The sequence below is a fragment of the Paenibacillus sp. V4I7 genome (assembly GCF_030817275.1).
Lineage (GTDB): Bacteria > Bacillota > Bacilli > Paenibacillales > NBRC-103111 > Paenibacillus_E.
The window spans coordinates 4,712,411-4,735,914 of the sequence record NZ_JAUSZD010000002.1 but is presented as its reverse complement, the minus strand read 5'-3'; the positions used below and the strand labels follow the sequence as shown (position 1 = coordinate 4,735,914).

The 23,504-nt window shown below is 46.5% G+C and carries 15 protein-coding genes and 1 pseudogene; 12 read left to right on the top strand and 4 right to left on the bottom strand.

Going from position 1 to position 23,504, the window contains the following annotated elements; translation table 11 throughout:
• The first annotated feature begins 64 nt into the window (after positions 1-64).
• A complete protein-coding gene (locus QFZ80_RS22605; protein WP_307561149.1) occupies positions 65-1,435 on the top strand; it encodes an aminotransferase-like domain-containing protein in 1,371 nt (456 codons plus the stop codon).
• A 109-nt stretch (positions 1,436-1,544) separates the two neighbouring features.
• Here QFZ80_RS22605 and QFZ80_RS22600 read toward each other — a convergent pair whose 3' ends face one another.
• Entirely contained in the window at positions 1,545-3,350 is a 1,806-nt protein-coding gene (locus QFZ80_RS22600) for an SgrR family transcriptional regulator (RefSeq protein WP_307561147.1), read from the bottom strand.
• Positions 3,351-3,583: 233 nt separating this feature from the next.
• Between QFZ80_RS22600 and QFZ80_RS22595 the strand changes: the two genes are divergently transcribed.
• Positions 3,584-4,255 (top strand): NPP1 family protein, encoded by a 672-nt coding sequence (locus QFZ80_RS22595; protein WP_307561145.1) that lies wholly within the window; start codon positions 3,584-3,586, stop codon positions 4,253-4,255.
• 79 nt (positions 4,256-4,334) lie between these two features.
• Here QFZ80_RS22595 and QFZ80_RS22590 read toward each other — a convergent pair whose 3' ends face one another.
• Complete coding sequence (locus tag QFZ80_RS22590; RefSeq protein WP_307561143.1) at positions 4,335-7,928, bottom strand: family 10 glycosylhydrolase; 3,594 nt, start codon at positions 7,926-7,928, stop codon at positions 4,335-4,337.
• Between the two features lie 595 nt (positions 7,929-8,523).
• Between QFZ80_RS22590 and QFZ80_RS22585 the strand changes: the two genes are divergently transcribed.
• The 5 genes and pseudogenes from QFZ80_RS22585 (at position 8,524) to QFZ80_RS22565 (ending at position 12,841) form a co-directional block, all read left to right on the top strand.
• Positions 8,524-9,162, top strand: coding sequence for a cell wall hydrolase (locus tag QFZ80_RS22585; RefSeq protein WP_307553927.1), 639 nt, complete (start codon positions 8,524-8,526; stop codon positions 9,160-9,162).
• A 127-nt stretch (positions 9,163-9,289) separates the two neighbouring features.
• Positions 9,290-9,475, top strand: a pseudogene (locus QFZ80_RS22580) (helix-turn-helix domain-containing protein); the annotation flags it as partial.
• 125 nt (positions 9,476-9,600) lie between these two features.
• Positions 9,601-10,854, top strand: coding sequence for an MFS transporter (locus QFZ80_RS22575; RefSeq protein WP_307561141.1), 1,254 nt, complete (start codon positions 9,601-9,603; stop codon positions 10,852-10,854).
• A gap of 92 nt (positions 10,855-10,946) precedes the next feature.
• Entirely contained in the window at positions 10,947-11,399 is a 453-nt protein-coding gene (locus QFZ80_RS22570; protein WP_307553931.1) for a GNAT family N-acetyltransferase, read from the top strand.
• Between the two features lie 176 nt (positions 11,400-11,575).
• Complete coding sequence (locus tag QFZ80_RS22565; RefSeq protein ID WP_307553933.1) at positions 11,576-12,841, top strand: FAD-binding protein; 1,266 nt, start codon at positions 11,576-11,578, stop codon at positions 12,839-12,841.
• 200 nt (positions 12,842-13,041) lie between these two features.
• Here QFZ80_RS22565 and QFZ80_RS22560 read toward each other — a convergent pair whose 3' ends face one another.
• The gene (locus QFZ80_RS22560; RefSeq protein WP_307561139.1) at positions 13,042-14,016 is read right to left on the bottom strand and encodes an AraC family transcriptional regulator; all 975 of its coding nucleotides are present in this window, start codon (positions 14,014-14,016) and stop codon (positions 13,042-13,044) included.
• Positions 14,017-14,154: 138 nt separating this feature from the next.
• Between QFZ80_RS22560 and kdgD the strand changes: the two genes are divergently transcribed.
• The 3 genes from kdgD to gucD are packed head-to-tail and all read left to right on the top strand — an operon-like array spanning position 14,155 to position 17,550.
• Positions 14,155-15,081 (top strand): 5-dehydro-4-deoxyglucarate dehydratase, encoded by a 927-nt coding sequence (gene kdgD / locus QFZ80_RS22555; protein ID WP_307553938.1) that lies wholly within the window; start codon positions 14,155-14,157, stop codon positions 15,079-15,081.
• Positions 15,082-15,094: 13 nt separating this feature from the next.
• Positions 15,095-16,090 carry a mannonate dehydratase gene (locus tag QFZ80_RS22550; RefSeq protein WP_307561137.1) on the top strand — a complete coding sequence of 332 codons (996 nt, stop codon included), beginning with the start codon at positions 15,095-15,097 and terminating at the stop codon, positions 16,088-16,090.
• A 2-nt stretch (positions 16,091-16,092) separates the two neighbouring features.
• Positions 16,093-17,550: an alpha-ketoglutaric semialdehyde dehydrogenase GucD gene (gucD, locus tag QFZ80_RS22545; protein WP_307553942.1), complete on the top strand. Its 1,458-nt coding sequence runs from the start codon at positions 16,093-16,095 to the stop codon at positions 17,548-17,550.
• Positions 17,551-17,671: 121 nt separating this feature from the next.
• Here the strand turns inward: gucD and QFZ80_RS22540 are convergent, their stop codons facing one another.
• The gene (locus QFZ80_RS22540) at positions 17,672-19,996 is read right to left on the bottom strand and encodes an AraC family transcriptional regulator (protein ID WP_307561135.1); all 2,325 of its coding nucleotides are present in this window, start codon (positions 19,994-19,996) and stop codon (positions 17,672-17,674) included.
• A 229-nt stretch (positions 19,997-20,225) separates the two neighbouring features.
• Between QFZ80_RS22540 and QFZ80_RS22535 the strand changes: the two genes are divergently transcribed.
• On the top strand, positions 20,226-21,728 hold the full coding sequence (locus QFZ80_RS22535) for an extracellular solute-binding protein (protein ID WP_307561134.1): 1,503 nt from the start codon (positions 20,226-20,228) through the stop codon (positions 21,726-21,728).
• 24 nt (positions 21,729-21,752) lie between these two features.
• Positions 21,753-23,330 (top strand): glycoside hydrolase family 43 protein, encoded by a 1,578-nt coding sequence (locus QFZ80_RS22530; RefSeq protein ID WP_307561132.1) that lies wholly within the window; start codon positions 21,753-21,755, stop codon positions 23,328-23,330.
• Positions 23,331-23,504 lie beyond the last annotated feature (174 nt).

The following is a 23,504-nucleotide window of genomic DNA, read 5'->3' as shown; positions in this document are numbered from 1 at the left end:
TATAACTTGTAAATCAAGTTTTTCTTGGTTTGTACCTGTACAGATAGAAGGGGGAGCGAACAAATTGATCTATGCAGTGGTCATGAACTATATTGAAAAACAAATCGAGGAAGACGAATTAAAACCGGGGAACAAGCTGCCGTCTATCAGGGCTCTGGCCGAGCAGTTCTCATGTAGTAATAACACCATCATAAAAGCTTATTCCGAATTGGAAAAGAAGCATATGATCTATTCCGTTTCCAAGAGTGGTTATTATGTTGTGGAACGTTATCATTCCCGTAAACCCGGTCAGATGGATGCGAGAACCATTGATTTTCTATCGGCCGGTCCTGACAAGAATGCGATGCCCTATCGAGATTATCAACACTGTATTAATCAAGCCATTGAAGTATATAAAGAAGAGATGTTCACTTATTCGGATATCCAAGGGATATATTCGCTGCGAGCGGAGCTAGCCCGGCATTTGCAAGATCTTCAGGTTTTTACTGTACCCGAAAGAATATGTGTGGTTTCCGGTTCGCAGCAAGCACTCCATCTGTTTGTTATGCTTCCTTTCCCCAACGGAAAAAGAGATATCTGTGTCGAACAGCCCACTCACTTCAGCTTAATCGAATCAATCAAGCTTCAAGAAGTCACGGCATTCGGGGTTGAAATAACTTCGAAGGGAATAGACATGGAGCGTTTGGAAAATCTGTTCAAATTCAAAAATATCAAGTTCTTCTACACGGTCTCAAGGTTTCAAAATCCAACCGGATATAGTTACTCGAACGCGGAGAAACGGAAAATCGTGGAGTTGGCTACAAAGTACGACGTCTATATCATCGAAGATGATTACATGGGGGACCTTGATTCCAACCTGAAGCAGGACCCTATGTTTGCTTACGATCCATCAGGAAGAGTCATTTATACCAAAAGCTTTTCCAAAGTGATGCTTCCTGGTTTGAGACTGGGTCTCGCGGTTATTCCGGATTCCTTGCGAGCCTCGTTCTTACGCGCCAAATTTGCTACGGATTTACATACACCGGTGCTCACACAAGGGGCTCTGGAAATTTATCTTAAAAGCGGTATGTTTAAGGCTCATATTCAACGTATGAGGTCGATCTACAGCAACAAAGCAACATTATTGCAAAAAGCTTATAAAGAGTACTTGCCGCCTTCCGCTGCATATTCGGGTTCCCTATCCGGTTTTTACTCGACAATCAGGCTACCAAATCCACTGAATGCAAAGCAATTTATTACGTATATGAATAAGGAAAATGTATACATGGACGACGCAAAAAAGATGTATCTTCCTGAATTTGAAAAAGAAACGTTAATTCGACTGAGTGTTTCTCAAGTGGAGGAGGAAATGATCGGCATCGGAGTCCAAAAAATCGCTGATGGTATCAAGGAGTTGCTGAATACGACATCGTTGTTTTCCCATCGCTCCAATTAATCTGTGCAGGATGAAGGCAGGTCGGTAGCCTGTTGAGGAGGAATCACGAAATTCCCCTCGAATTAGTAACTATATAAATACCGCCCAACTTAAAGCGGTATTCTTTTGATCATTTTTCTAGCCAAATTTGTTTAAAGTCAATCCAGCCGTTAGAGTTGAATGAAGCACCTCTAACCGAAGGATGCATATAAGTATTCAGCTGCCGATGATGCAGGAAAATGATATGGCACTCTTCCCGGAGCCGTGTTTCGATATCGCGCAAGTGGCTTCTACGGGCTTGAGCGCTGTCAGAGCCAAGAGCCAAGTCAATCTGCGCAAGAATCCAGCTTTTGAGTGAAGGCGCCAGATACGTACTGGAGATGCATTCCTCATGTTCATACATGTCGATCTCGCAGACGTCTTCTTCGGCCAGAATGATCCCTGAAATAGTGAAATCGGCGCTGGATATGATTTCAGGATCTAAAACTTGCGACCAATCCGCCAAAAACAGGTCGACAGCAATGCCAAAGCTATTCATGCGCGTCGCGACCCATCGTCCGTCTCGTTCATACTTTTCGTGTACGACAAGTCGAAGTTTGGTCCCGTCGTAGCCGGATTGGGACAGTGCATGGTAGATTTCCGGAACGGTTGCGGTTTGGCGTTCATATTGCATGCTGTCTTCCGGGCGCAATGAATAAGCCGGCAGCACGCGTTCTCCACCTAATTCAGCTTGCATGGCTACGGGATCGAGCAAGAGCCGCACGGCTTTACGGAAGGTCTCGTTCTGCGTCCACCCCTGTTTATTCCCGTTCCATGTCATCATCGTGCAGCCGTTGCACAACCGGGCGAGAGCTTGCCATTTTTCTTCTGGATTCTCTTCCTGCTCCGATTTATCTCCATCTTGAGTTTGCATCACGGAGGGCAAGCCAATGGTTGACATCTGTTGGCAATCCTCCGGCATGATGATGATATCGACGCCATCCAGGTAGGGTCTTCCCGCATAATAGGAGGTATTGGCCGCCAATTCGATGCGATGTGGAGAAAAGGAGACCAAGTGGAATGGTCCTGTGCCCGTCGGCAGTCGCCAATAGTCTTCTTCACTCTGTTCGTCCAAATCCAGAGGCAAGATAGATGAAGCGGCCGAGCATAAAAAACGATCGAAAATCCGATTCGGTTGCGACAGTACAAAACGCACAGTACGCGGCCCCAATGCTTCCACAACCGAAAGACTTCTCATCATCCAGCGGTTCGGCATGTTTTGAGAGCGAAGCCGTTCGAAGGTATAGACCACATCCTGAGAGTTCAGTTCACGACCTGAATGGAACAAGACGCCTTTGCGCAAATAGAAAGTCCATTCCATTGCCTGTGAATCTGCGTTCCAGGCATGAGCAATTCCGGGAACTATCCGATCTACTGTCTCGTCATAAGTGACGAGACGATCGAAGATTTGCCGGATGATGTGTGAGTCGAAGGCATAATTCACTTTAGCAGGATCGAGCGTTTGGACGCTACGGTAGACGGGAAAACGAAGCGTATCGCATTCGGTAAGACCTCTCACCGTTTCCTTCTGATAGCCGAATCTCCCCTTCAGCCATTCGAGGAACTTGATCTTGGCTTCGGTCCCTTCACCGTAATTGCTGAGCACTTCGAACGATGTGCGGTAATCGCCAACATCGGCTTTGGACGTAGCCAGGTTGAGCAAGAAGTTTTCCTTATGCACCTTGAAAATTATGTGTGATCGATTACCGCGACCGCGGCCCGGCAGCCAATTTACGAGACAGTCTTCCTCTAATTTCTTCAGCACAAGTTTCGCGTTTCTTGGCGTGCAGAATAGCGCATTGGCCAACTCTTCCAGAGTTGCCACTACAGGTTCGCCATTCGAGTTTTCACCGCCAAAACGGTCGTATAAAGTCAGATAGCGTTCAGCTACCAGCATGCCGATCACCCCTTTGGTCGCTAAAAATGCAGAACATCATAGTAGATTATTGAAGTATAACATTTTAGGATATCTGAGACTACGGCACAATGGTGTGAAATGCAGATAAGTAAATATGAACCACAGTTCCCTATAAAAAGCGAGAAATAAACGTAGGTGATTTAACATATTAATGCAAATCATTTTACTTGAGGGACTTTATGTATTCTTAGTTATTAAGGGGGAGCCATCCTATGGATTTGCAAACTATTCAGGTTTACGCGCCTTATCTGTACTTTGATAAAAATGAACCCTTTTTTCCGGTTCGGGTCGGGGTAACGGTTTTTGAACAGGAGGGGGTCTCCCCATCCTTTCGAAGATCGTTTCCATTTAATGATATACGTTTGAAGAAAATTATTGAATACGCAATTTATTGGGATTATGATATTCAGCATTTGTATGAATTGGAGCATGTATGGGTTTACATAGGCCATGATGGAAATGTCATCGATTGTGAAGCGAGCTTTCACGGCAAGTATTTGAAAGGGCTCCTGAAGGACCGAAGCAATTTGCTCGATGGGACGCATGTGCGGCTGTTTTCGCAGCCTGGGAAGCATGCATTTAGTCCAGTAGCTGAGTTTTTGGAGCTCGTTCCACACTTTATGACTGCAGTAAACGAAGATGCTGGTGTTGATGGTTTGACCATTCCTTATTTTCTGGAAGGAACGATTATGACGAACGAGGAAACGAACAAGCTGGTAGAGACTTATTTGAAATCTTGTGCGTTTACACCTGCCTTAGTATATAAGGAATACCGTTTGGACGAGGAACTTTTTGTGCCTTGGTTTAAGCTGTTAAAGGAGATTCCCGAGAGGATTCAGACAAAAATTGCAGATCTAACGGAATTGTATGGGAAAAAGTCATGACTTCCGAGAGGTCAGGAATTTCATTGGCAATGAATCGAAAACAGACCCCACACATAATGCGTGGAGTCTGTAATCATTTTTATTGAAGAGCTCGAACTAACCTTATAAGAATGTCCGCTTGTTCCATTGTAATTCGCTTGCCTGTTTGAGCATCAATCTCATGAATGAAAGCATCGATTTGCTGGTGTTCCAGCTTTTTCAACAGTGAATTCTCGATACCTTGTTCACCAGATCCCGTGACGAATTCACGGATTAAGTTCGCGAGACTGTTCTCAGTAACCTGCACCGTGTACGAAGTAGAACCTGTTCCTACGTTGCCTGCATGATCCGTAACTTGAACCGAGACATTGTGGAGGCCGAGCTCCAACTGATAAGCAGGAGCACTGACCAACGGCTCTGCGCATGGATTATAAACAATGCCGGATACAGTATCCACTGCTGTGCAAGTGATCGATACCATCTGATCGACGGTATACGCTTTCGCTCCGGTGATTTGTACCGTCGGTGCCGTTCGGTCTATCGAGATTTGCATCGTCCGTGTTTGTTCTACGTTGCCGGCGCTATCCGTTGAACGGTATAGCAATGTATGATCCCCATCGGCAGTTAAGGAGATCGGTGAGATATATAAATTCCAGTTTAAGCCGTTATCAGTGCTGTAATCTGTTTGCTTTACACCTGTTAGATCGTCACTTGCCGATAGTTTAATCCGAACTTCCGACACATACCAATCGTTATATTGGGTGCCTTCGATGGCAGATGCAGAGACAGGTGGCGTAACGTCCAGGATGTTGGTCATCGTAACGGGGTTGCTGGCAGCACTTTCGTTATGAATCCGGTCAACCGCTGTTACGATATACGTATATACTTTTCCATCTGTCGCATTCTTGTCTAAGAAGGTGAGATCGAAACCCGTTTGTGTACGTACTTTTGCAACAATATGAGATGGATCCTGCAGGTCTAAGGCAGCCCCTCCGTCAAAACGATAAACGATATAGTAGGCTATGTCACTTGATTGGGCTTTCTTCCATGTAATCTCTGTCCCTGCCTCTTTTCGAAGTGCGGATGCCAAGACCGGCGCATCGGGTGCAGCCTGATCCAACCAAGGCATCACAGGGGCTAAAGCCGGGTACCGATAAAAGTCGTTCTTCAATCGATTCGTGAATCCGAGAGGATTGTCTTTAAACCATTGAGCACTGAAAAATATGCTTCCGTGCACTTGATCAAAGTTTCGATTATAAGCGACTTGGTTAGGCATTTCGTCTGGGTTTTGCCACGCTGGATCGGCCGATCCGATCCGGTAGACCGCTTGACCGCTGTACAGGTGGACATTTTTTCCGGTCGTCACGCCGCTCCACCACTCGATTAACTTATCGTAGGATGCCGGTGAATATCCCATATACCAGTAGATTTGCGGCGCAATATAGTCGATCCACGCTTGATCAACCCATCTTTTCGTATCCGCATAGATAGCGTCGTAGCTGCTAAGTCCGTTGGTATCAGAGCCGGAAGGATCTTGGCTTTTGTTTTTCCATATCCCGAAAGGACTAATCCCAAACTTGACCCAGCGTTTCTCTTGTTTGATGGCGGCATTCATGTCCTGAACGAACGTATTTACATTGCTGCGTCTCCAGTCCGCTTTGTTCGGGAAAGAGGAGCCATATTTCGCATAGGCGTCTTGGTCCGGGAAATCCACGCCGGTTACTGGATACGGATAAAAATAATCGTCAAAATGTACAGCGTCGATGTCGTAATTTTTCACCACTTCCATGATGCTGTCTGAGATGAACTGTTTTGCTTCCGGGATCCCCGGGTTGAAGTAAAGCTTGCCGCCATATGTAACGACCCAATCAGGATGCTGCCGTGCCGGATGATTGGGAACCAGCTTATCAATACGATCCTGCAGACTGATCCGATAAGGGTTGAACCAGGCGTGGAATTCCATATTCCGCTTGTGGACTTCCTCCAGCATAAACGCGAGAGGATTATAGCCCGGGTCCTTGCCTTGTTCACCTGTCAGCCATTCCGACCAAGGGGCGTACGCCGAGGGATAAAAGGCATCTGCGGTCGGCTTCACCTGAACGATGACCGCATTCATGCCAGCCGCTTGCAGCTCATCCAACTGCTCGATAAAATCGCGCTTTTGCGCTTCCGCTTCGACAACGCCTTTTTTCGGCCAGTCGATATTATCGACGGTAGCAATCCAAGCGGCTCTTAATTCTCGCTTCGGCACAGTCGCCACTTTGTTCACCACCAGGTAAAAATCACTCGATTTGCCTCCGTACGTCGCCGTAATTCTCGAGGTTCCCATCTGCATTGCTGTAACCATTCCGCTTGCGTTAACGGAAGCGACACCAGGATTACTGCTTGTGTAGGCAACGCCACTTGTCAGTTCGACCGGATCAGGAAGCCATGTGTAAGTGCCGACCACTTTCGTTTGCCTGGACTCTCCGACGGTCATCGCCTTCAGGCCGGTTAACTCGATTTTTTGCAATACCGGAACCGGATTCGTTACCGTGAGCACGTATTCTTGGGAGACACCACTAATGGAAGCAGTGATCGTCGTCGTACCGGCCTTCACAGCTTTAATGAGTCCGGAGGCATCGACAGTCGCAATTTCGGGGCTGCTGCTCTGGAAGTTGGCTCCGGTCAGAATAGATACCGGTTCTGCAGCGCCGCTGTATGCAGCGTACACTCTCAGCCGGTTTGTCGCGCCGGTTTCGAGCTTGGATAGCGCTGAAAGCTCCAATTTCTGTGGAATCGGCGCTTCTTCGGTGACCGTTAACGTATAAGCCGCTTCCGGTGCATTACCGTATACTGCAGCAATCGTTACCGTGCCTGCTTGCAGTGCCCGGACAGTTCCGTAAGGTTCGACTGTCGCAATCCGTTCATCGCTGCTCCGATAATTGATTCCGCTTACGATAGGAACCGGTTCGGTGCCGTTTTGATAAGTAGCGTTAACAGTTGCTTGCTTCGTATCTCCCACCTGCATGGGCGGAAGTCCAACTACGTCGAGACCAAAGACAGTCGAGTCCGTATAGTAGGCATTCAACTGGTCAAACATCAGCACACCGCTGTTTTTGTTGTTGACCTTCGTTTCTACGACATAAATTTGATTGATCTTAAGAGGAGCTATGAGATTGTTAGGCACAGTGGTCGTGACATACTTCCAACCGCTCCAATTAAGACCGTTGCTGGTCGTGAAATCAACTACAGGTTTCGTCCCGTTCGCATCCTGTAGTTGTGCGCGCAGCCAATGGTTGTTTCCGTCGCCGTAGACCCACACCCCCAGCTTTTTCGGAATCCCTTGAAGTGTACGCCCGGCTGATCCGCTCGGGTCTTTGAAGTTGATATATGCTGCCGACGTTCCCGGCATCCCCGTGAAATCGTAAGCTAATTTTACAGCATGGTAACCATAATAGATCGTCTCCGGTCTGCTGATTAAGCCGATACTGACGGACTTGGCTTGTGCAGAGGAAGCAGACAGGCTTGTTGTCTGTTCAAAATTTTCCACATTGGCATAAGCCGGCGAACTTGCAGAATCGATTTCGACTACAGAATCTGCATACACGGAAGGTAATACATTGCCAAATCCCGAGATGATTGTACCAATAAAGAAGATAAATGCTGTTAGAATGGGAATCAAAATGGTCAGCTTTCGTGAACTATTTGTCACCTAATCACATCCTCCTAAAAGTATGAAACCGCTCTCAAATGCTGTACTCAAAATTCCTTGTCCCATCTCCTCCTCATCGTATCGGTTCGGTTTGGTAAAGATTAGGTATGGTTCATTTCTAGACTATTAAATTTTATTACAAAAATCAATAAAAATATTAAAATTTAATTTCATTAAAAATGGGTGAAATGAACACTTAGTTTTAGACTAAGTAGTCATTTTATTGATTAATACTCTAGGATGATAAGTTTCATTCACCTAACGGCAAACGATAAAGGAGGAGCTTTTTCGCGGCAGCTCAGGGCTTGAAAAACTTAACTTGTACATTCCTGTTTTGTACTTGGGATATGATCCTATTACGGAGAGCCCGCAGAACGTTAGTGGAGGAGCTAGCCTATTGGCATAGCTCCTTTTTGTGATTTGCGACCCTAAATAGGTGTTTCTCCCGAAGTGTATAAGGGACAGCTTGATGCTGTTCTCTATTTTCAGAGCGTGTAAGGCAACATCTTGAGTCGGATCAACACCCCTAAATTTGTAATGCTGCATGTCGTTGCCATGTGCGGCGCGTAAAAGGAAGAGGAGGTTATCTTGCAACATGAAGAAGAAATTACAAGCTCTTATCTGTGTCTGTTCCCTTGGTGTAATGGGGATGGCCGCACCGGTCGGTGCGCAATCGTTTGGACAGGGCACACAAAGTGACCAAGTACTGGATTTGCAAGAACGATTAAGCGCATTGGGTTACTTTAAAACAGGAATTACCGGTTATTACGGTAATCAGACTAAGAATGCGGTAAAGAAATTTCAAGCCAGCTATGGCTTGTCAGTTGACGGTGAAGCCGATTCCTTAACTCTGTCTAAATTAAAAAAAACGATTTCACCCCAACAGTCGGTGCTGGATGAATTGGCGCGAATCATTCATTCCGAAGCCCGAGGGGAGCCCTTTGTTGGACAAGTTGCCGTGGGAGCTGTCGTTCTTAATCGAGTTCAGTCCGAAAAATTTCCTGATTCCATCACTGAGGTTATCCATCAGCCAGGTCAATTTTCAGCCATTGATGATGGCCAGTTTAACCTTAAACCAAATTTGTCAGCCTATAGCGCGGCAAAAGCCGCTTTGAATGGTTTGGATCCAACAACTGGGGCCCTTTATTTTTACAATCCTGATATTGCCCAGGCATCTTGGAGCAAAAAAAGAACCGCCAAGATTACCATTGGTAACCACGTATTTACCTTTTAAGAGTAGATATAATGACAAAAGTCGCGTAAATCGCGGCTTTTTTTTATTAATGACATTAAATAGCTTGAAATTCGATTCAGAACATAACAAAGCATTGGCATATATTGAGGCATAGCTTGACGATGAAATCGACTTTCAATAAGTGGCTAGAATCGCATGCTGTTCAGAGCATCAATTCAACCGGATGTTTTCTTTCCTCTCGGGAATTGGCTTAGCGGAGTATATTCGGTGTAGACGTCTTACCTTGGCGGCGATGGAGCTGCAGTCCAGCAATGTGAAAGTAATCGAAGTTGCTGTGAAATACGGCTATAATTACAGGCTGCGACAGAGAAATCAAGCAATTTTTCAATTTAGGTCTTTCCGAAGAAATAGGATTGAACCGGATGCCGCCGCCATGTAAGATAAAGCACATACAGTAGCAAAAGGAAAGGTGCATCCATGTGGACGTATACCGTAAATTTAGTTCGTGATTTATCTCCTGACGTGAAGCGTTTCATCGCGACCGAGAGTTTGTTTGGCATCGGAGTAGGCATCTTCGGCCTCATCCTGAATTTACATCTCTTGAACCTCGGTTTCTCCAAAGGTGACATCGGTAGAATAACGTCGCTGGGGGCGTTGACAATTGGCCTAGCCAGTCTGCCTGCAGGTTTCATCGTGAAGAGCGTCGGGCGCAAAACGATGCTCGTCACCGGCATGCTCCTAGCATTCCTTTCGCTCACTCTCTTCGGCTTCGGAACCAGCCTTGGCGCGGTTACCACAGCGCAGCTCATCTGGTCACTCGGCATTACAGCGATCGTGAACTCCGAAATTCAGCTGATTTTCCAATATTGCCGAAGCAAGAAAGAAGAGACGAGCGCGTATTCTTTGTTATTCGCCGTATTTACTTTTTTTACCGGCCTCGGCACATGGCTTGGCGGCTACCTGCCGGATTGGCTGCCAGGGCATACCACGTTGTACCAGTATGCATTCTTCGTTGCCGGCGGATGCTTGGCGCTCTCAGGCATATTACGGGGAATGCTGCTTCCATCTACACATGCAAGGGTGAATAGCGCTGCAGCAGATGAGGTCAGTGGTGTTCAACCAGCGAAGCCTCCGGACCGGCCGAAGAGAGGGCATGCGATGTATTTTCTGCTGCTGCTTTCGCTGCTTATTTTCAACTCCGGCTTTACGTTCGGGCTGCTTAGCCCATTCCTGAACGTCATTCTGAAATTCCGGTTTCAGATGGAGGACGGCAACATCTCCATTTTGCTCGCGTTGTCCGGATTATTCTTCTTTATCGGCTCGATCGTTATGCCGTACGTTGTAGAGAGATGGGGCAGCCGCAGGACGTTTGTGTTCCTGTTTCTGTATAACATGTTTGTCGTGGCGTTGATGGCGCTCACCATGCCGGCCTTTGTATTTGCGGTACTGCTACTCATTCGCGGGACGGGCTTCACCATGTTAAACAACTTAATGGACAGCGAATGCATGTCTGCTGTCGCCGAAGAAGACCGCAACTTGTTTGCAGTCATGCGGACGGTATCGCGCAGCATCGGCAACACTATCGCCTCTTACTGGGCGGGCTACATTTTGGCTGGAAATCATTATTCGCTGCCCTTCCTTCTTACGGCGGTTGCCATACTGGCTGGGTATGCCGTTTATGCGTGGTTCGTGCAGGGCATGCTGGATCGGAGACTGCAAGCACAGTCTTGACGTGGTCGCGAATTTTAGCTACATCCTTATCTTCAACTAACGGAAACTATACTTGAGTACGGGCAATGATGGTTCAACAAAGGAGGATTAGAATGGAAATACGCAAGTTAGATACTTACGAGTCGCCTCCAATGGAGCTGTTATTGGTAGCTGACCCTTCTGAACAGATTGTTAACGAATATCTTAAACGAGGTCAGTGCTATGTAGCAGAGATGAATAACACTATTTTAGCAGTTTATGTATTATTGCCTACAAGACCTGAGACAGTTGAGTTGGTGAATATTGCCGTCAGCGAGAACCACCAAGGTAAAGGGATAGGAAAGAAGATTGTACAGCATGCAATTAAAAATGCTAAGTTTCAGGGTTATAAAACAATTGAGATTGGCACTGGGAACTCAGGAATGGGACAACTCGCTCTATATCAAAAATGTGGTTTTAGAATAGTTGGGATTGATAGGGACTTCTTTGTAAAGCATTACTCTGATGAAATTTTTGAAAACGGTATACAATGCAGGGATATGATACGTTTATCTCAAGACTTATGAGGAACTGGACATGATTTTTTCGAACGCACTCCGAAAACACCAAGAGAAGGCTGCCGATTAAATTGTGAAACGGAGGCCTTTTCTCATCTAATTAGCCTTTAAAGCATGACAAGGATTTCAATAGTCCTATATCGAATTTTTATACACTATAAATACTTTCGAAGGTGTGTGAAGATATGAAAAATAATTGGAATTGGGCTGGCAACTACAAGTATAGTGCCTCTGAACTCCATGTTCCCACAAGTGTGGAGCAAGTACAGGAATTAGTGGCTCGCAGTAAGCAAATAAAGGTGCTTGGCACACGGCACTCGTTTAATAGCATCGCCGATTGTGCCGAAAGCCTTCTTTCACTTCAGAAACTTAACCGTGTGGTAGCATTAGATACTGTAAAAAATAAGGTAACTGTTGAAGCAGGAATCCGGTATGGAGAGCTATGTGAACATCTTCATAACTATGGTTATGCGCTTCACAATTTGGCGTCGCTGCCGCACATAACCGTTGCAGGTGCATGCGCTACGGCAACGCATGGTTCTGGTGATCGGAATGGCAATCTTGCTACAGTGGTTGATTCTATGGAAATCATTCAGGCGAACGGGGACATGGCTGTATTCTCCCGCGAGCAACAAGACATCGCAGGTTCAATTGTTGGGCTTGGAGGATTGGGCGTAGTCACTAAAATTACACTGGATGTGATCCCAACATTTCAAATGAGTCAGCATGTTTACGATAATCTGTCTCTAGTGCAACTAAATGAGCACTTTGACGATATTTTTTCCAGTGCATATAGTGTTAGTCTATTCACCGATTGGAAGAATGCGAATTTCAATCAAGTATGGATAAAGCAGAAACTGACTGATCAAGTCTCTGACCAGGTAGCACCTGCACCTGAGTTTTTCGACGCACAATTAGCAACTTCACCTCGGCATCCAGTGCCAGGACATACAGCGGAGAATTGCAGCGAGCAGATGTGCATCGCGGGACCATGGCACGAGAGATTGCCGCACTTTCGCATGGATTTCACTCCGAGTGCTGGAGAGGAGCTGCAAAGCGAGTATTTCGTGCCGCGACAAGATGCCTATCAGGCATTAAATGCACTTAATGGCATACGGGAGCAAATTTCGCCACACCTTTATGTTTCTGAAGTTCGTACCATTGCAAAAGATAATTTGTGGATGAGCCCTAATTACAATCAGGATTCAGTTGCTATTCATTTTACGTGGAAACCGAATTGGGAGGCAGTCAAACAAGTTCTGCCGATGATCGAAAAGCAACTTGCGCCTTTCCGGGCTCGTCCGCATTGGGGAAAGCTGTTTACCATGCAACCCGCTCAGTTGAAACCGCTCTATGAGAAGCTGCCAGACTTCCGACAACTGCTCCTTCATTGTGATCCACACGGAAAGTTTCGTAACGACTTTTTGAATAAATATTTGATGGAGAAATAGATTTGGTAAAGGGGAATGACAACCCCGGAAATACAGTGACACAATTGGGGTTGGGATCATGTCCGACCGGGTGATGAAATCATTCCAGGAATGATACTGGCCCATATGGGAGAGAGCATGTATAGCGGTTGTTTTCGCAAATCCATACAGGATGCGCAAACAACCGCTATATGCTTTGGGGAAGGGAATGAGGAGAAGCGTTAATCGGGACGATCTTGCTGTTTATATTTTTGATAGCGAGTCGCTACCTGCTCTAAATACTTGTGAATCCATGCATCTACGGATGCGGAGTTCAAACACTTTTTGCGGAAGCTGCTGGGCGGAGTACCCATTTCCCTGGTGAAGACCTGCGTAAAGTAATGGATGCTTTCAAAACCGGTATCTTCAGCGATTTTTTTCAAAGGGATGTCCGTATATCCTAATAAATAAGCAGCTCTTTTGATTCTTTCGGTTTTAACGATCGAAGGAAAGGATTGTCCCAATTCTTCTGCTATTAGGCGGGACAACTGACGTTCTGACAAATGGAGGCTTTGAGCTACATCCGAAAGCACTATTTTATTGGAGAGATTCGTCTGTATATAGGCTTTGGCCATTTTAAGTGTTCCTTGTAATTCCGAGCCAGTAGCGGATGAAGCCGTATCGCCAGAGCGACAATGATGCAAAAATAGACTGATACAGCTTATGATAAGCGAATAGGCCAACTGCTCCATGGATTCTCTATAGCGAATGCTAGAATCGGAAGCTTGGATGAGCAGGGCTTGCCAAATTAACATAGGTGCAGTTTGGTCTGCATTCGGGATGAACAAATGAGGATAAGAGCATAATTGCTCAAAATCACGTATAAATGGTTGACTCGATTCTGACGCTATCGGCTCAAGTGCTAGAAATAGAAGCAGCATGCCTTCTTCACTTTGAATATAGTGACGGCTTTCGGGCTTGGAACAATAGAGCGTTCCTGCCCGGAGTGGATAGGTAACACCATCGTGAGAGTATACCCCTTCTCCTTCTACGACATAACAAATCTCGAAAAAAGAATGTGCATGGGGACTATTGCCTTTATGCTGCGGCTTCGCTCCCCAGTAGTGAACAAAGATGGATGCAGTGGCTCCTTTTAACTGAACCAGGTTTTGGTTGAGATACAGGTTACTTCGTGAATAAACAGAATGACTCAGCACGTATGTGATCTCCCCTCTGGCAGGCTGATGTTCATTATATCACGGAATTTTTTAAAAAAGCGGCATGTTTTTATAAAGACTGCTCCCGCTCGAATCTCCTATAATGAGATGAAAGCAAACGAAAAGGGGCTGTTACGTATGGGGAGCGATAAACATATTTCGCTTGCAGGTATTATGGGTTTTCCAGTTACGCCGTTTCATGATAGCGAGCAAGTGGATGAGAAAGCATTCGAGGCCAACGTCCGATTTTTGCTCGACAATGGATTAGATTCTATATTTGTTTGCGCTGGTTCAGGTGAATATCAATCTTTGGATTTGCAGGAATATGAACAGTTAGTTTCCACCGGAGTATCTACGGTTGCAGGACAAGTACCCGTGTTTGCAGGTGTCGGAGGAAATGTCAAAGATGCGGTGGAACGTGCTCAATTGGCGGAACGGCTTGGAGCAGACGGCTTATTGCTGCTGCCGCCATACCTCATTATTCCAGAGCAGGAAGGTCTGTACCAGTACTATCGGACGATTGCTCAGAGCACGGACTTATCTGTTATCATCTATCAACGGGATAACGCGATCTTCACACTAAGCACGATAGAAAAGCTGGCATCCCTTCCAAATGTCATTGGGTTCAAAGATGGATTAGGAAACTTCGAGTTAAATATAGAATTCGTACAGTCGCTGGGCAGCAAGCTGCAATGGATGAATGGGATGCCGCTTGCTGAACTGACGATGCCGGCATACGCAGCGCTTGGATATCATTCGTATTCATCGGCTATCTCCAATTACATGCCACAAGTATCGAGAAAGTTTTACGAGAGCTTACTTGGCGGAGATCAGGCTTTTGTTCAAACCCTTTACCGTGAAGTGCTCTTACCGATCCACCGCATTCGTCAACTCCGTAAAGGGTATGCGGTTTCACTCATTAAAGCGGGTATGGACATCGTCGGTTTGCCCATAGGGTTATCTGTTCGTCCGCCGCTAGTACGGGTAGAAAGAGAGCATTATGTGCTTTTGGAATCGATTATTAAACGGAGCATAGACCTTATCGCTATTTCCAATAAAGGTTAGGGGGAAGTCATCCATGATGAAGGTATCCGTTCAAGTTCCAACTTGTGAATTGTCAGATAGCGATTTAAGACAAATGTGCCAACTTGGGGTTGACTGTATTGATTTTACGCAAGGTGGTTCTTTTCCAGGCGTCCGTGAACAAGGGTATCCGGATCTAGATAAGCTGCTTCAATTAAAACGCAGGATTCGCTCCCATGGGATGGAAATTAATCGGGTGACGCTTCCGAATATGACAAGCAGCTTTATGTTGGATGAGCCTGGCTCAGAGATTCAATTGGACAACGTATGCAGCGCTATTCAAACATTCGGTGAAGCGGGAATTACCCTTGTCCGGCAGCGGTTTGCGGGCGATGTGTTTCCCTATATGGCGGAGGAATACACAGCCGTGCACCGAGGGGGGACACTGGTACGCGGGGAGTCTATGAAGCGAAGTCCTGACCAACAGCCTCCCACAGTGGAACAACTAAATGAATGGTGGAAGCGCTTCGATATCGTATTCGGGAAGTTAGTTCCGCTTGCCGAAGCGTATAATGTGAATTTAGCCGTGCATCCTTCAGACACACCCTACCATAATACGCCTTTTGGGGGGCTGGGTTTAAATCGAGTGATCGATGCTTTCCCAAGCAGGAATGTAGGCCTTGTCTACTGCGTGGGTACCCGAGGAGAGGCAGGGGGCACACCGCTTGTTCTGGATGAAATTTATCAGTACGGACGCAAGGATCGGATCTTTCTTGTCCATTTCCGCAACATCCGGGGCAGCCTGGCGACAGCGGGTGCGTTCGAAGAAGCGATGCTCGACGATGGTCATATGAATATGGCGAAAATCCTATTAGCTCTTCATAAAGTTGGATATAACGGTTGTATCAATCCGGACCACATTCCAATGCTGGAAATGGATCGCGCACCTCGGCCTCAATCCGGCATGAGTTGGGTCGGATGGGCTTATGCTGTTGGTTATGTGAAAGCTCTCTTGGCGGCTTTAACTGAATTTAGAGGTGGGAGGGATTAAACGTGACGGAGATTAAAACTTATCTAAATTATGTAAATAGCGCGTGGAAAGCAGCATCCAGCCAAGAGGTGGATGCCAGTATGAACCCGGCCAATCGCCATGAAATCGTCGCATACGTTCAAAAGTCGTCCACCCTTGATCTGGATGAAGCCGTAACCGCAGCTAAGATGTCACTGCAGGGATGGCGCAAATTGTCGGGGGCAGCCCGTGGCGAATTTCTGTTCAAAGTAGCGGATCGATTGGAACGCCGTTTGGATCAGATTGCGGAAATGATGACACGTGAGATGGGGAAAACGCTGCCTGAGGCAAAAGGGGAAACGGCGCGTGGCGTGGCGATTCTTCGCTACTACGCAGGTGAAGGGATGCGGAAGATTGGCGATGTTATCCCGTCTACGGATAATGCCGCTTTAATGTTTACGACGCGTGTGCCGCTTGGCGTTATTGGTGTTATTACCCCATGGAACTTTCCAGTTGCCATTCCGATTTGGAAAATAGCGCCTGCCTTAATCTACGGCAACACCGTGGTGTTTAAGCCTGCTCAGGAAACGGCCGCAACGGCAGCGCTGGTCATCGAATGCTTCCATGAAGCGGGTCTTCCCTCCGGCGTCATTAATATGGTGACGGGCCAAGGGGGAGTGATCGGACAAGCGATGGCCGATCATCCGGACATTGGCGGCGTCACATTCACAGGATCCGACCGAGTAGGGAAAGGGGTGGGGCAGAGTGCTCTGGCGAGAGGAGCCAAGTACCAGCTGGAAATGGGCGGCAAGAATCCAATTATCGTGGCGCATGATGCGGATCTGGACCTTGCGGTCGAGGCGACGATCAGCGGCGGCTTACGATCCACAGGGCAGAAATGCACAGCTACGAGTCGGGTCATCATTCAGAGCGAGATCTATGAAGCGTTTAAGATGAAGCTGCTGAAGAAGATTGAAGCGATTCGAGTGGGCCCTGGTTTGGACGCAGAAACTTGGATGGGGCCGTGCGCAAGCGAAAACCAGTTCCATACCGTTCTGTCTTACATCGCCAAAGGCGTGGAAGAAGGAGGTACCTTGCTTTGCGGAGGCGGTAAAGCTCAAGGACAAGGGTTGGAAGCCGGATTCTTCATTGAACCTACGGTCTTCGAAGACATTTCCAGTTCCATGACGATCGCGCAGGAAGAAATATTCGGTCCTGTGCTAGCTTTGATCAAGGTAGATTCGTTCGAGGAGGCAATCCGAATTGCCAATGACGTGAAGTTTGGACTCAGTGCGTCGGTATTCACACGGGATATTTCGAAAATGCTTACGTTCATGCATGATATCGATGCCGGACTTGTGCGGATCAATGCCGAAAGCGCAGGCGTGGAGCTGCAAGCACCGTTCGGAGGTATGAAGCAGTCCAGCTCAGGTTCGCGTGAGCAAGGGCAGGCTGCCATAGAATTTTACACGGATATTAAGACTGTATTCATTAAATCCTAAAATAGATGAACTAGCCAGCTGCTGCAGCTGGCTAGTTTTATTATGGGGTGAGTGATGCTTACCCGCATTTTACATTAACAAGAGAGGAGTTCTTTTGTCAAAAGGGTGCGAAACCGCCGAATTACTTATATTTATTTTGCGCAGAGAACTGGGTACGGTATTGGCCCGGAGTCATTCCTTCTAGCTTTCTGAAGAAGCGGATATAGTTTTGGGCATTCGTGTAAGTTAGTTTCTCAGCAATATCCTTGATGGGTAAATTCGTTTCTACCAGCCATTTCTTGGAGATTTGGAAGCGATAGTCAGCTAGGTATTCACTAAAAGACATATTCGTTTCTTTCTTAAAAACACTGCTTAAATAGAAGACGTTATAATGCATGCGTGAAGCACATTCTTCTAGCGTTAAATCTCGCTCGTATTCCTTATGAATGATATCGATGATTTGTTCGGACAAGTTCTGGTATTGGGATTCCTGCCGATCCCGGAAAACCTGAATCATGGGCAGAATAATTCGATCCTTGAACCAGGTTTCGATTTCTGAGCTAACATAGAGCTGAAGCAGTTCCTCGTATAAGGAGCCTTCTTGCAGATTTAGCTGTTCGAGTCGAATGCCTGCTTCCTGCATGACGATCATACAATTATTCAATAGACGAACTAAGGAAATCTGATATTCGTGAGGTGATCGTTCTTTTTGGAAAACTTCTTTCAGCCATTGGTTAAGCACAACGGAAGATCGATCCTCATTTGCCAACTTGATGGAATCGATAAGCTCGTTCTCCTGCAGCTTCGGGTAGGCATAGATAAGCGTATGTTTTCCTGCGTTGATACTCGCATACGGGATAATGACGCCTTCCCCTAACGTGAGCCTGCGCTTCAAAGCCTCAAGTCCTTCCTGATAAGCTCTTGGAGCTTTGTGGATATGGGTGAAGGGCAGGCTTATCCCGATGCTGACGTCAAGTTCCAAATAATTGCGGATCATTCGCTGGATCTCTTCCGTCCATTGATAGAGCTGGTTACAGAATGCTTCGGTTGTGAGGCCAGAGCAGCCGATCGTCGTAGTTAGTGTTTGTTCGACGATAACCGGGGACAAGCAGTTATCACCCGGGATCAGCTCCTCAATAATATTTTTAATGGCAAACAAAAGTAGATCCAAATCCGCCTGTTCATACCGCGTTTCCTTCAGTAGGTCGATCTGCAGGGTAAGCGTGGAAAGATTGTTCCAGGAGGAAATCTGCTTCGAATATCCGAAGCGTTCAAGACTTTCTTCAAGCTCTCTGTTGCCGACGATTCCCTGATACAGCTTGGCAAGAAAAAAGCTGCGTACCTGCATCCCGGTTTGGTAAAGCTCTCCATGAAGCTTGGAATTAGAAGCAAACAAATCTCTGAGATGCTCGTCAATGAATAGTAACTCGTTCTTATGCGGCTTGTCAGAATTGGGAAGTCGATCTGCGATTCCTTTCAGTATCCCGTGAATAGGGAAGTACATTCTTCTGCTACCAAACCAGACGAAGAAAACGCTCAGCACAATGATTCCCAATAACACGTAGAGAGTAAACCAGCCAATGGCTCGTGCTTCCTTAGTCGTAACAGCAATATCCGTTATCGAAACATAGGTCCAACCGTTAAACTCAGATCGAATAAAAGTAATCGTAGAGTCTTTGTCATTCGAATTGGACTGAAATTGACCGGATTTCCCCGCCAGGAGGGCGAGATCCGTTTCTGGTATGATGCCTGATTCCGTTACGAATTGCCCGACTTTAGCTTCATCCGAATGGATGACGATCCGATTGCTTTGGTCAAGCACCATCACATTATGGGAATCCGAAGGAGCTCCCATGAGGGCCGCTAAACGACACTGCGGGATAGCGGCAAATAATAGCCCTCTTTTTTCCGAAGTATGTAAAGGCATTTTTTTGATCAATGTAATCATGTATTTGCAGCCGGAGCTTTCCGTATCTGCAGCTCCTAGGGAATTGTTCGGCAGAAGCAGCCAGTTTGAATTGAATGGCAAATTCGAGTAGAGGAGCAATGAATTTTTGAAAGCGTATTCATTTAAGTTGTACAATCCCGTGTTCGTGATCACCCAATTATTAGTTGAATTTACCAAAATGATATCCGTTACCATGGTCTTTGAGGACTGCTGATATGAAAGCTCTTTACGAATGGCATTATAGGCCTGAAAATCATAGGTGGTCATGGGCTTGTACAAAGCGTCCAGCATTAAGGTTGAATTGATGAAGTTATTGAGGGAATGGTCCAATGTTTGCAAAGTTTGCTCCAAATTGCTGCTCGTTTGTTCCATAAGCTGCACATTGCCTTGATTGACATGTTGTTGAATGGAGTGCGATGATTTCATGTAGGAAAAGAAACCAAGCGCCAGAAGTGGAATAATGCAGATGGCGCAACTGAATAAGATGAGCTTGGTGTAAAAGCTTTGTTCGCGCAGCATAACCCGCACTCCTTTCTTGGCCGGTATCTAGTTCAACCTAGTTACTCTATTCTAATGAAAAAGCCCGTTAGGGGCAATAATCACTTCAAAATGAAAATAATCATCAGATAATAAAAAGGCCTGCAACCCCTGTAAAACTGCGGCCTAATCACATGATTATATACGTAACCTGTGTTAATTCATATGATTAAGTTATGAACATCAATCACTCAGATTAAGGAGGCCCAAATTGACAAAGAAAAATACCGCCATATTGCTCTCCGCTTTAACGGCGGTTTCCCTGATAGCCGGATGTGCCAATAAGATCGACTCAAGTGCTGAAGCAACGAAATCAGAAGGTGAAGCTCCCAAAGGTCCGATCAAGATTAGCATCATGGCTGATTTGCAAACGACCGAGGTACCATCCGATAAGCTCGAGAAGGTTCTTGAGCAAAAAACAAATTCCGAACTGCACATTCAATGGGTGCCGGACGGTTCTTATGATGAGAAATTCCAAGCTGCTTTTGCAACGGGCTCCCTGCCCCAGGTTGTTTATTTGAAGAACGCGGCTTCCTTTACACTCGTGCGCGACGCCGTTAAGAATAATCAGTTTTGGGAAGTCGGTCCGTTCTTGTTGGATTATCCAAACCTGAAGAGCTTGAATCCGACAATTCTTAATCATACGGCTGTTGGAGGGAAAATTTACTCTCTATACCAGGAAAGACAGCCAGCTCGTGCGGGTTTCATTTACCGGAAGGATTGGGCCGATAAGCTGGGACTCACTGCACCAAAAACGGTAGACGAGCTATACACGATGCTGAAGAAGTTCAAAGATGCTGATTTGGCTGGCGGCGGCAAAACGATCCCACTGTCTGACCGTAATGATCTCATTTACGGCGCCTTCAAAACTGTTTCCATGTTCTTCGGAACACCGAACGGCTGGGGAGTTCAAGATGGCAAATTGATTCCTGACTTCATGACCAAAGGTTATGTTGACACCATGAAGTTTATGAAGAAGCTCCGCGATGAAGGCCTGATCAATCAGGATTTCCCGGTTACGAGCAAAACGGATCAGCAGAACCTGATGGTTACCGGCCGCTCAGGACTCTATATTGGGACGATGGGCGATGTCAAAGGACTTCAAGAGAAGACGGTGAATAACGTTCCGGAAGCGGAGTATGAGGTAGTGAACGATATCCAGGGCGTTGACGGCAAGAACATTACATGGGGGCTTTCAGGCTACGGAACTGTTGTCCTTTTCCCGAAATCTTCCATTAACTCCGAACAGGAGCTCAAGAGTATCTTAGGCGTCATGGATAAGTTCTATTCACCTGAAATAGCCGATCTTCTCAAGTACGGTCTCAAGGACGAGCATTATGCATGGAAGGATGGCAAAATAGTTCCTTCCACGGACAGCAAGCTAATTGAGAAGGAAGTAAGGCCCTATCTGAATATGGCACTGTACGAGTCAACAAATGTTACGCCTGCGTACTATTCTCTTCCTGTTTTTGAGAAAGCCATCAAGCTCTCGAATGGAGCCGTGAACTTTATGATTACGGATCCTACGATATCCTTGGACTCCAAAACATTCAATGAAAAGGGCTCCAGACTTCAGGATCTGATGAAAGATGCCACTTACCAGTTCATTTTGAACAAAATCGACGAGGCAGGCTTCCAGGCTGCTGTGAAAAAGTGGGAAAACGACGGCGGTCAAAAAATCATTGACGAATTTAATGAGCAGTACAAGAAGTAACAATCAAAAAGCGGAGGATTTTTCATGAAAACATTTCGAAATCCCATCTTACCTGGTTTTTACCCGGACCCATCCATTTGTCGCGATGGGGAAGATTATTACATGGTCACCTCATCATTCGAGTATTATCCGGGTGTTCCGATTTTTCACAGCAAGGACTTGATTCATTGGCGGCAGCTTGGTCATGTCCTGGATCGTCCTTCGCAGTTAAATCTGGACGACACACCATCCTCTAGGGGGATTTATGCTGCGACAATCCGTTATTCTAATGGCATGTTTTACGTAGTTTCGACGTTTGTCGTTAGCGCTACTGGGGAACGGAGGAACTTTTATGTCACGGCCGAGGACCCAGCAGGTTCATGGTCAGATCCTGTCTGGTTGCCCGGTGCTGTCGGCATTGATCCTTCCTTATTTTTTGATGATGACGGGAAGGTCTACTATACGGGCAACCGTAAGCCGCCTGAAGGGCAGCAATATGAGAAGCACGTAGAAATCTGGCTGCAAGAATTGGATTTGGAAGAGAAGCAGCTGACAGGACCGACATACAGCTTATGGGATGGAGCCCTTAAACAAATTCATGCGACGGAAGGACCCCATCTTTACAAGATTAACGGTTACTATTACTTGGTCGTTGCCGAGGGTGGAACGGGTCACACACATTCAACGACGATTGCCCGCAGTAAAACCTTAACCGGCCCTTATGAGGTGGCCAAAACAAATCCGATTTTGACACACCGTCACCTCGGTCGGAGCTATCCCATCGTAAATGTGGGTCATTCGGATTTCATTGAAACGCAGAACGGCGAATGGTATCTCGTTTGTCTGGCATCCCGCCCTTACGGTGGTAATTACCGTAATTTGGGTAGGGAAACATTCCTCGTACCGTTCGTCTGGGAAGACGGCTGGCCGGTGGTGAATCCAGGTAAAGGAATCGTTGAGTTCGAGCTGCCGTCGCCGAATTTGCCGTTGCGACGATGGCCGTCACTCGCAGCCTGCGATCATTTTGATGCAGAGATCCTTGAGGATCGGTGGAATTTTATCCGTACGCCACGGGGGGATTTCTGGAGTTTGTCGGAGCGGCCAGGTTACCTGCGTCTACGACTGAAGCCTGAGACGATCACGCAAGTGGCGAATCCAAGCTTCATAGGCAGGAGGCAGCAGCATATGAATTTTGCTGCACGAACTGCATTAGAATTTACTCCACTTAACGAAGGGGATGTGGCTGGTCTGGTGCTTCTGCAAAATGAGGATTACCAGTATCGCATGGAGTCGGCGCTAATCGATGGAGAAGGTGTCCTCCGCCTGATCAAGCGGGAAGCGGGTAAAGATGAAACGCTGGCCCTCCGTCCTTACCAGGCAACCGGGAGATTGTATCTCATGGTCGAAGCGATTGAGCAGGCTTATAGTTTTTACTTTGCCACGAATACTGAACAGTGGGAGCTCTTGTACGATTGCGCCGATGGCCGAATTCTTAGCAGTGATGTGGCGGGAGGTTTTACCGGGGCTTATCTTGGAATGTATGCAAGTTCCAACGGGCAGCTCAGTACGAACCAGGCGGATTTCGACTATTTCGAGTACATTGAAATTTTCCCGAACAACTGATGAGAGATAACAAAAAGATTGCTTACTACTTGGCCTTACTGGTCAGGTGGTTGGCAATCTTTTTCCTTTTTAGAGGCAATAATCATTGCAGAGCGAAAGTAATCATCGGATTTGAAATGGACTTTTATCCCCAGTTAGAGCGCGGACAAATCCCAGGATTATATACGTAACCAG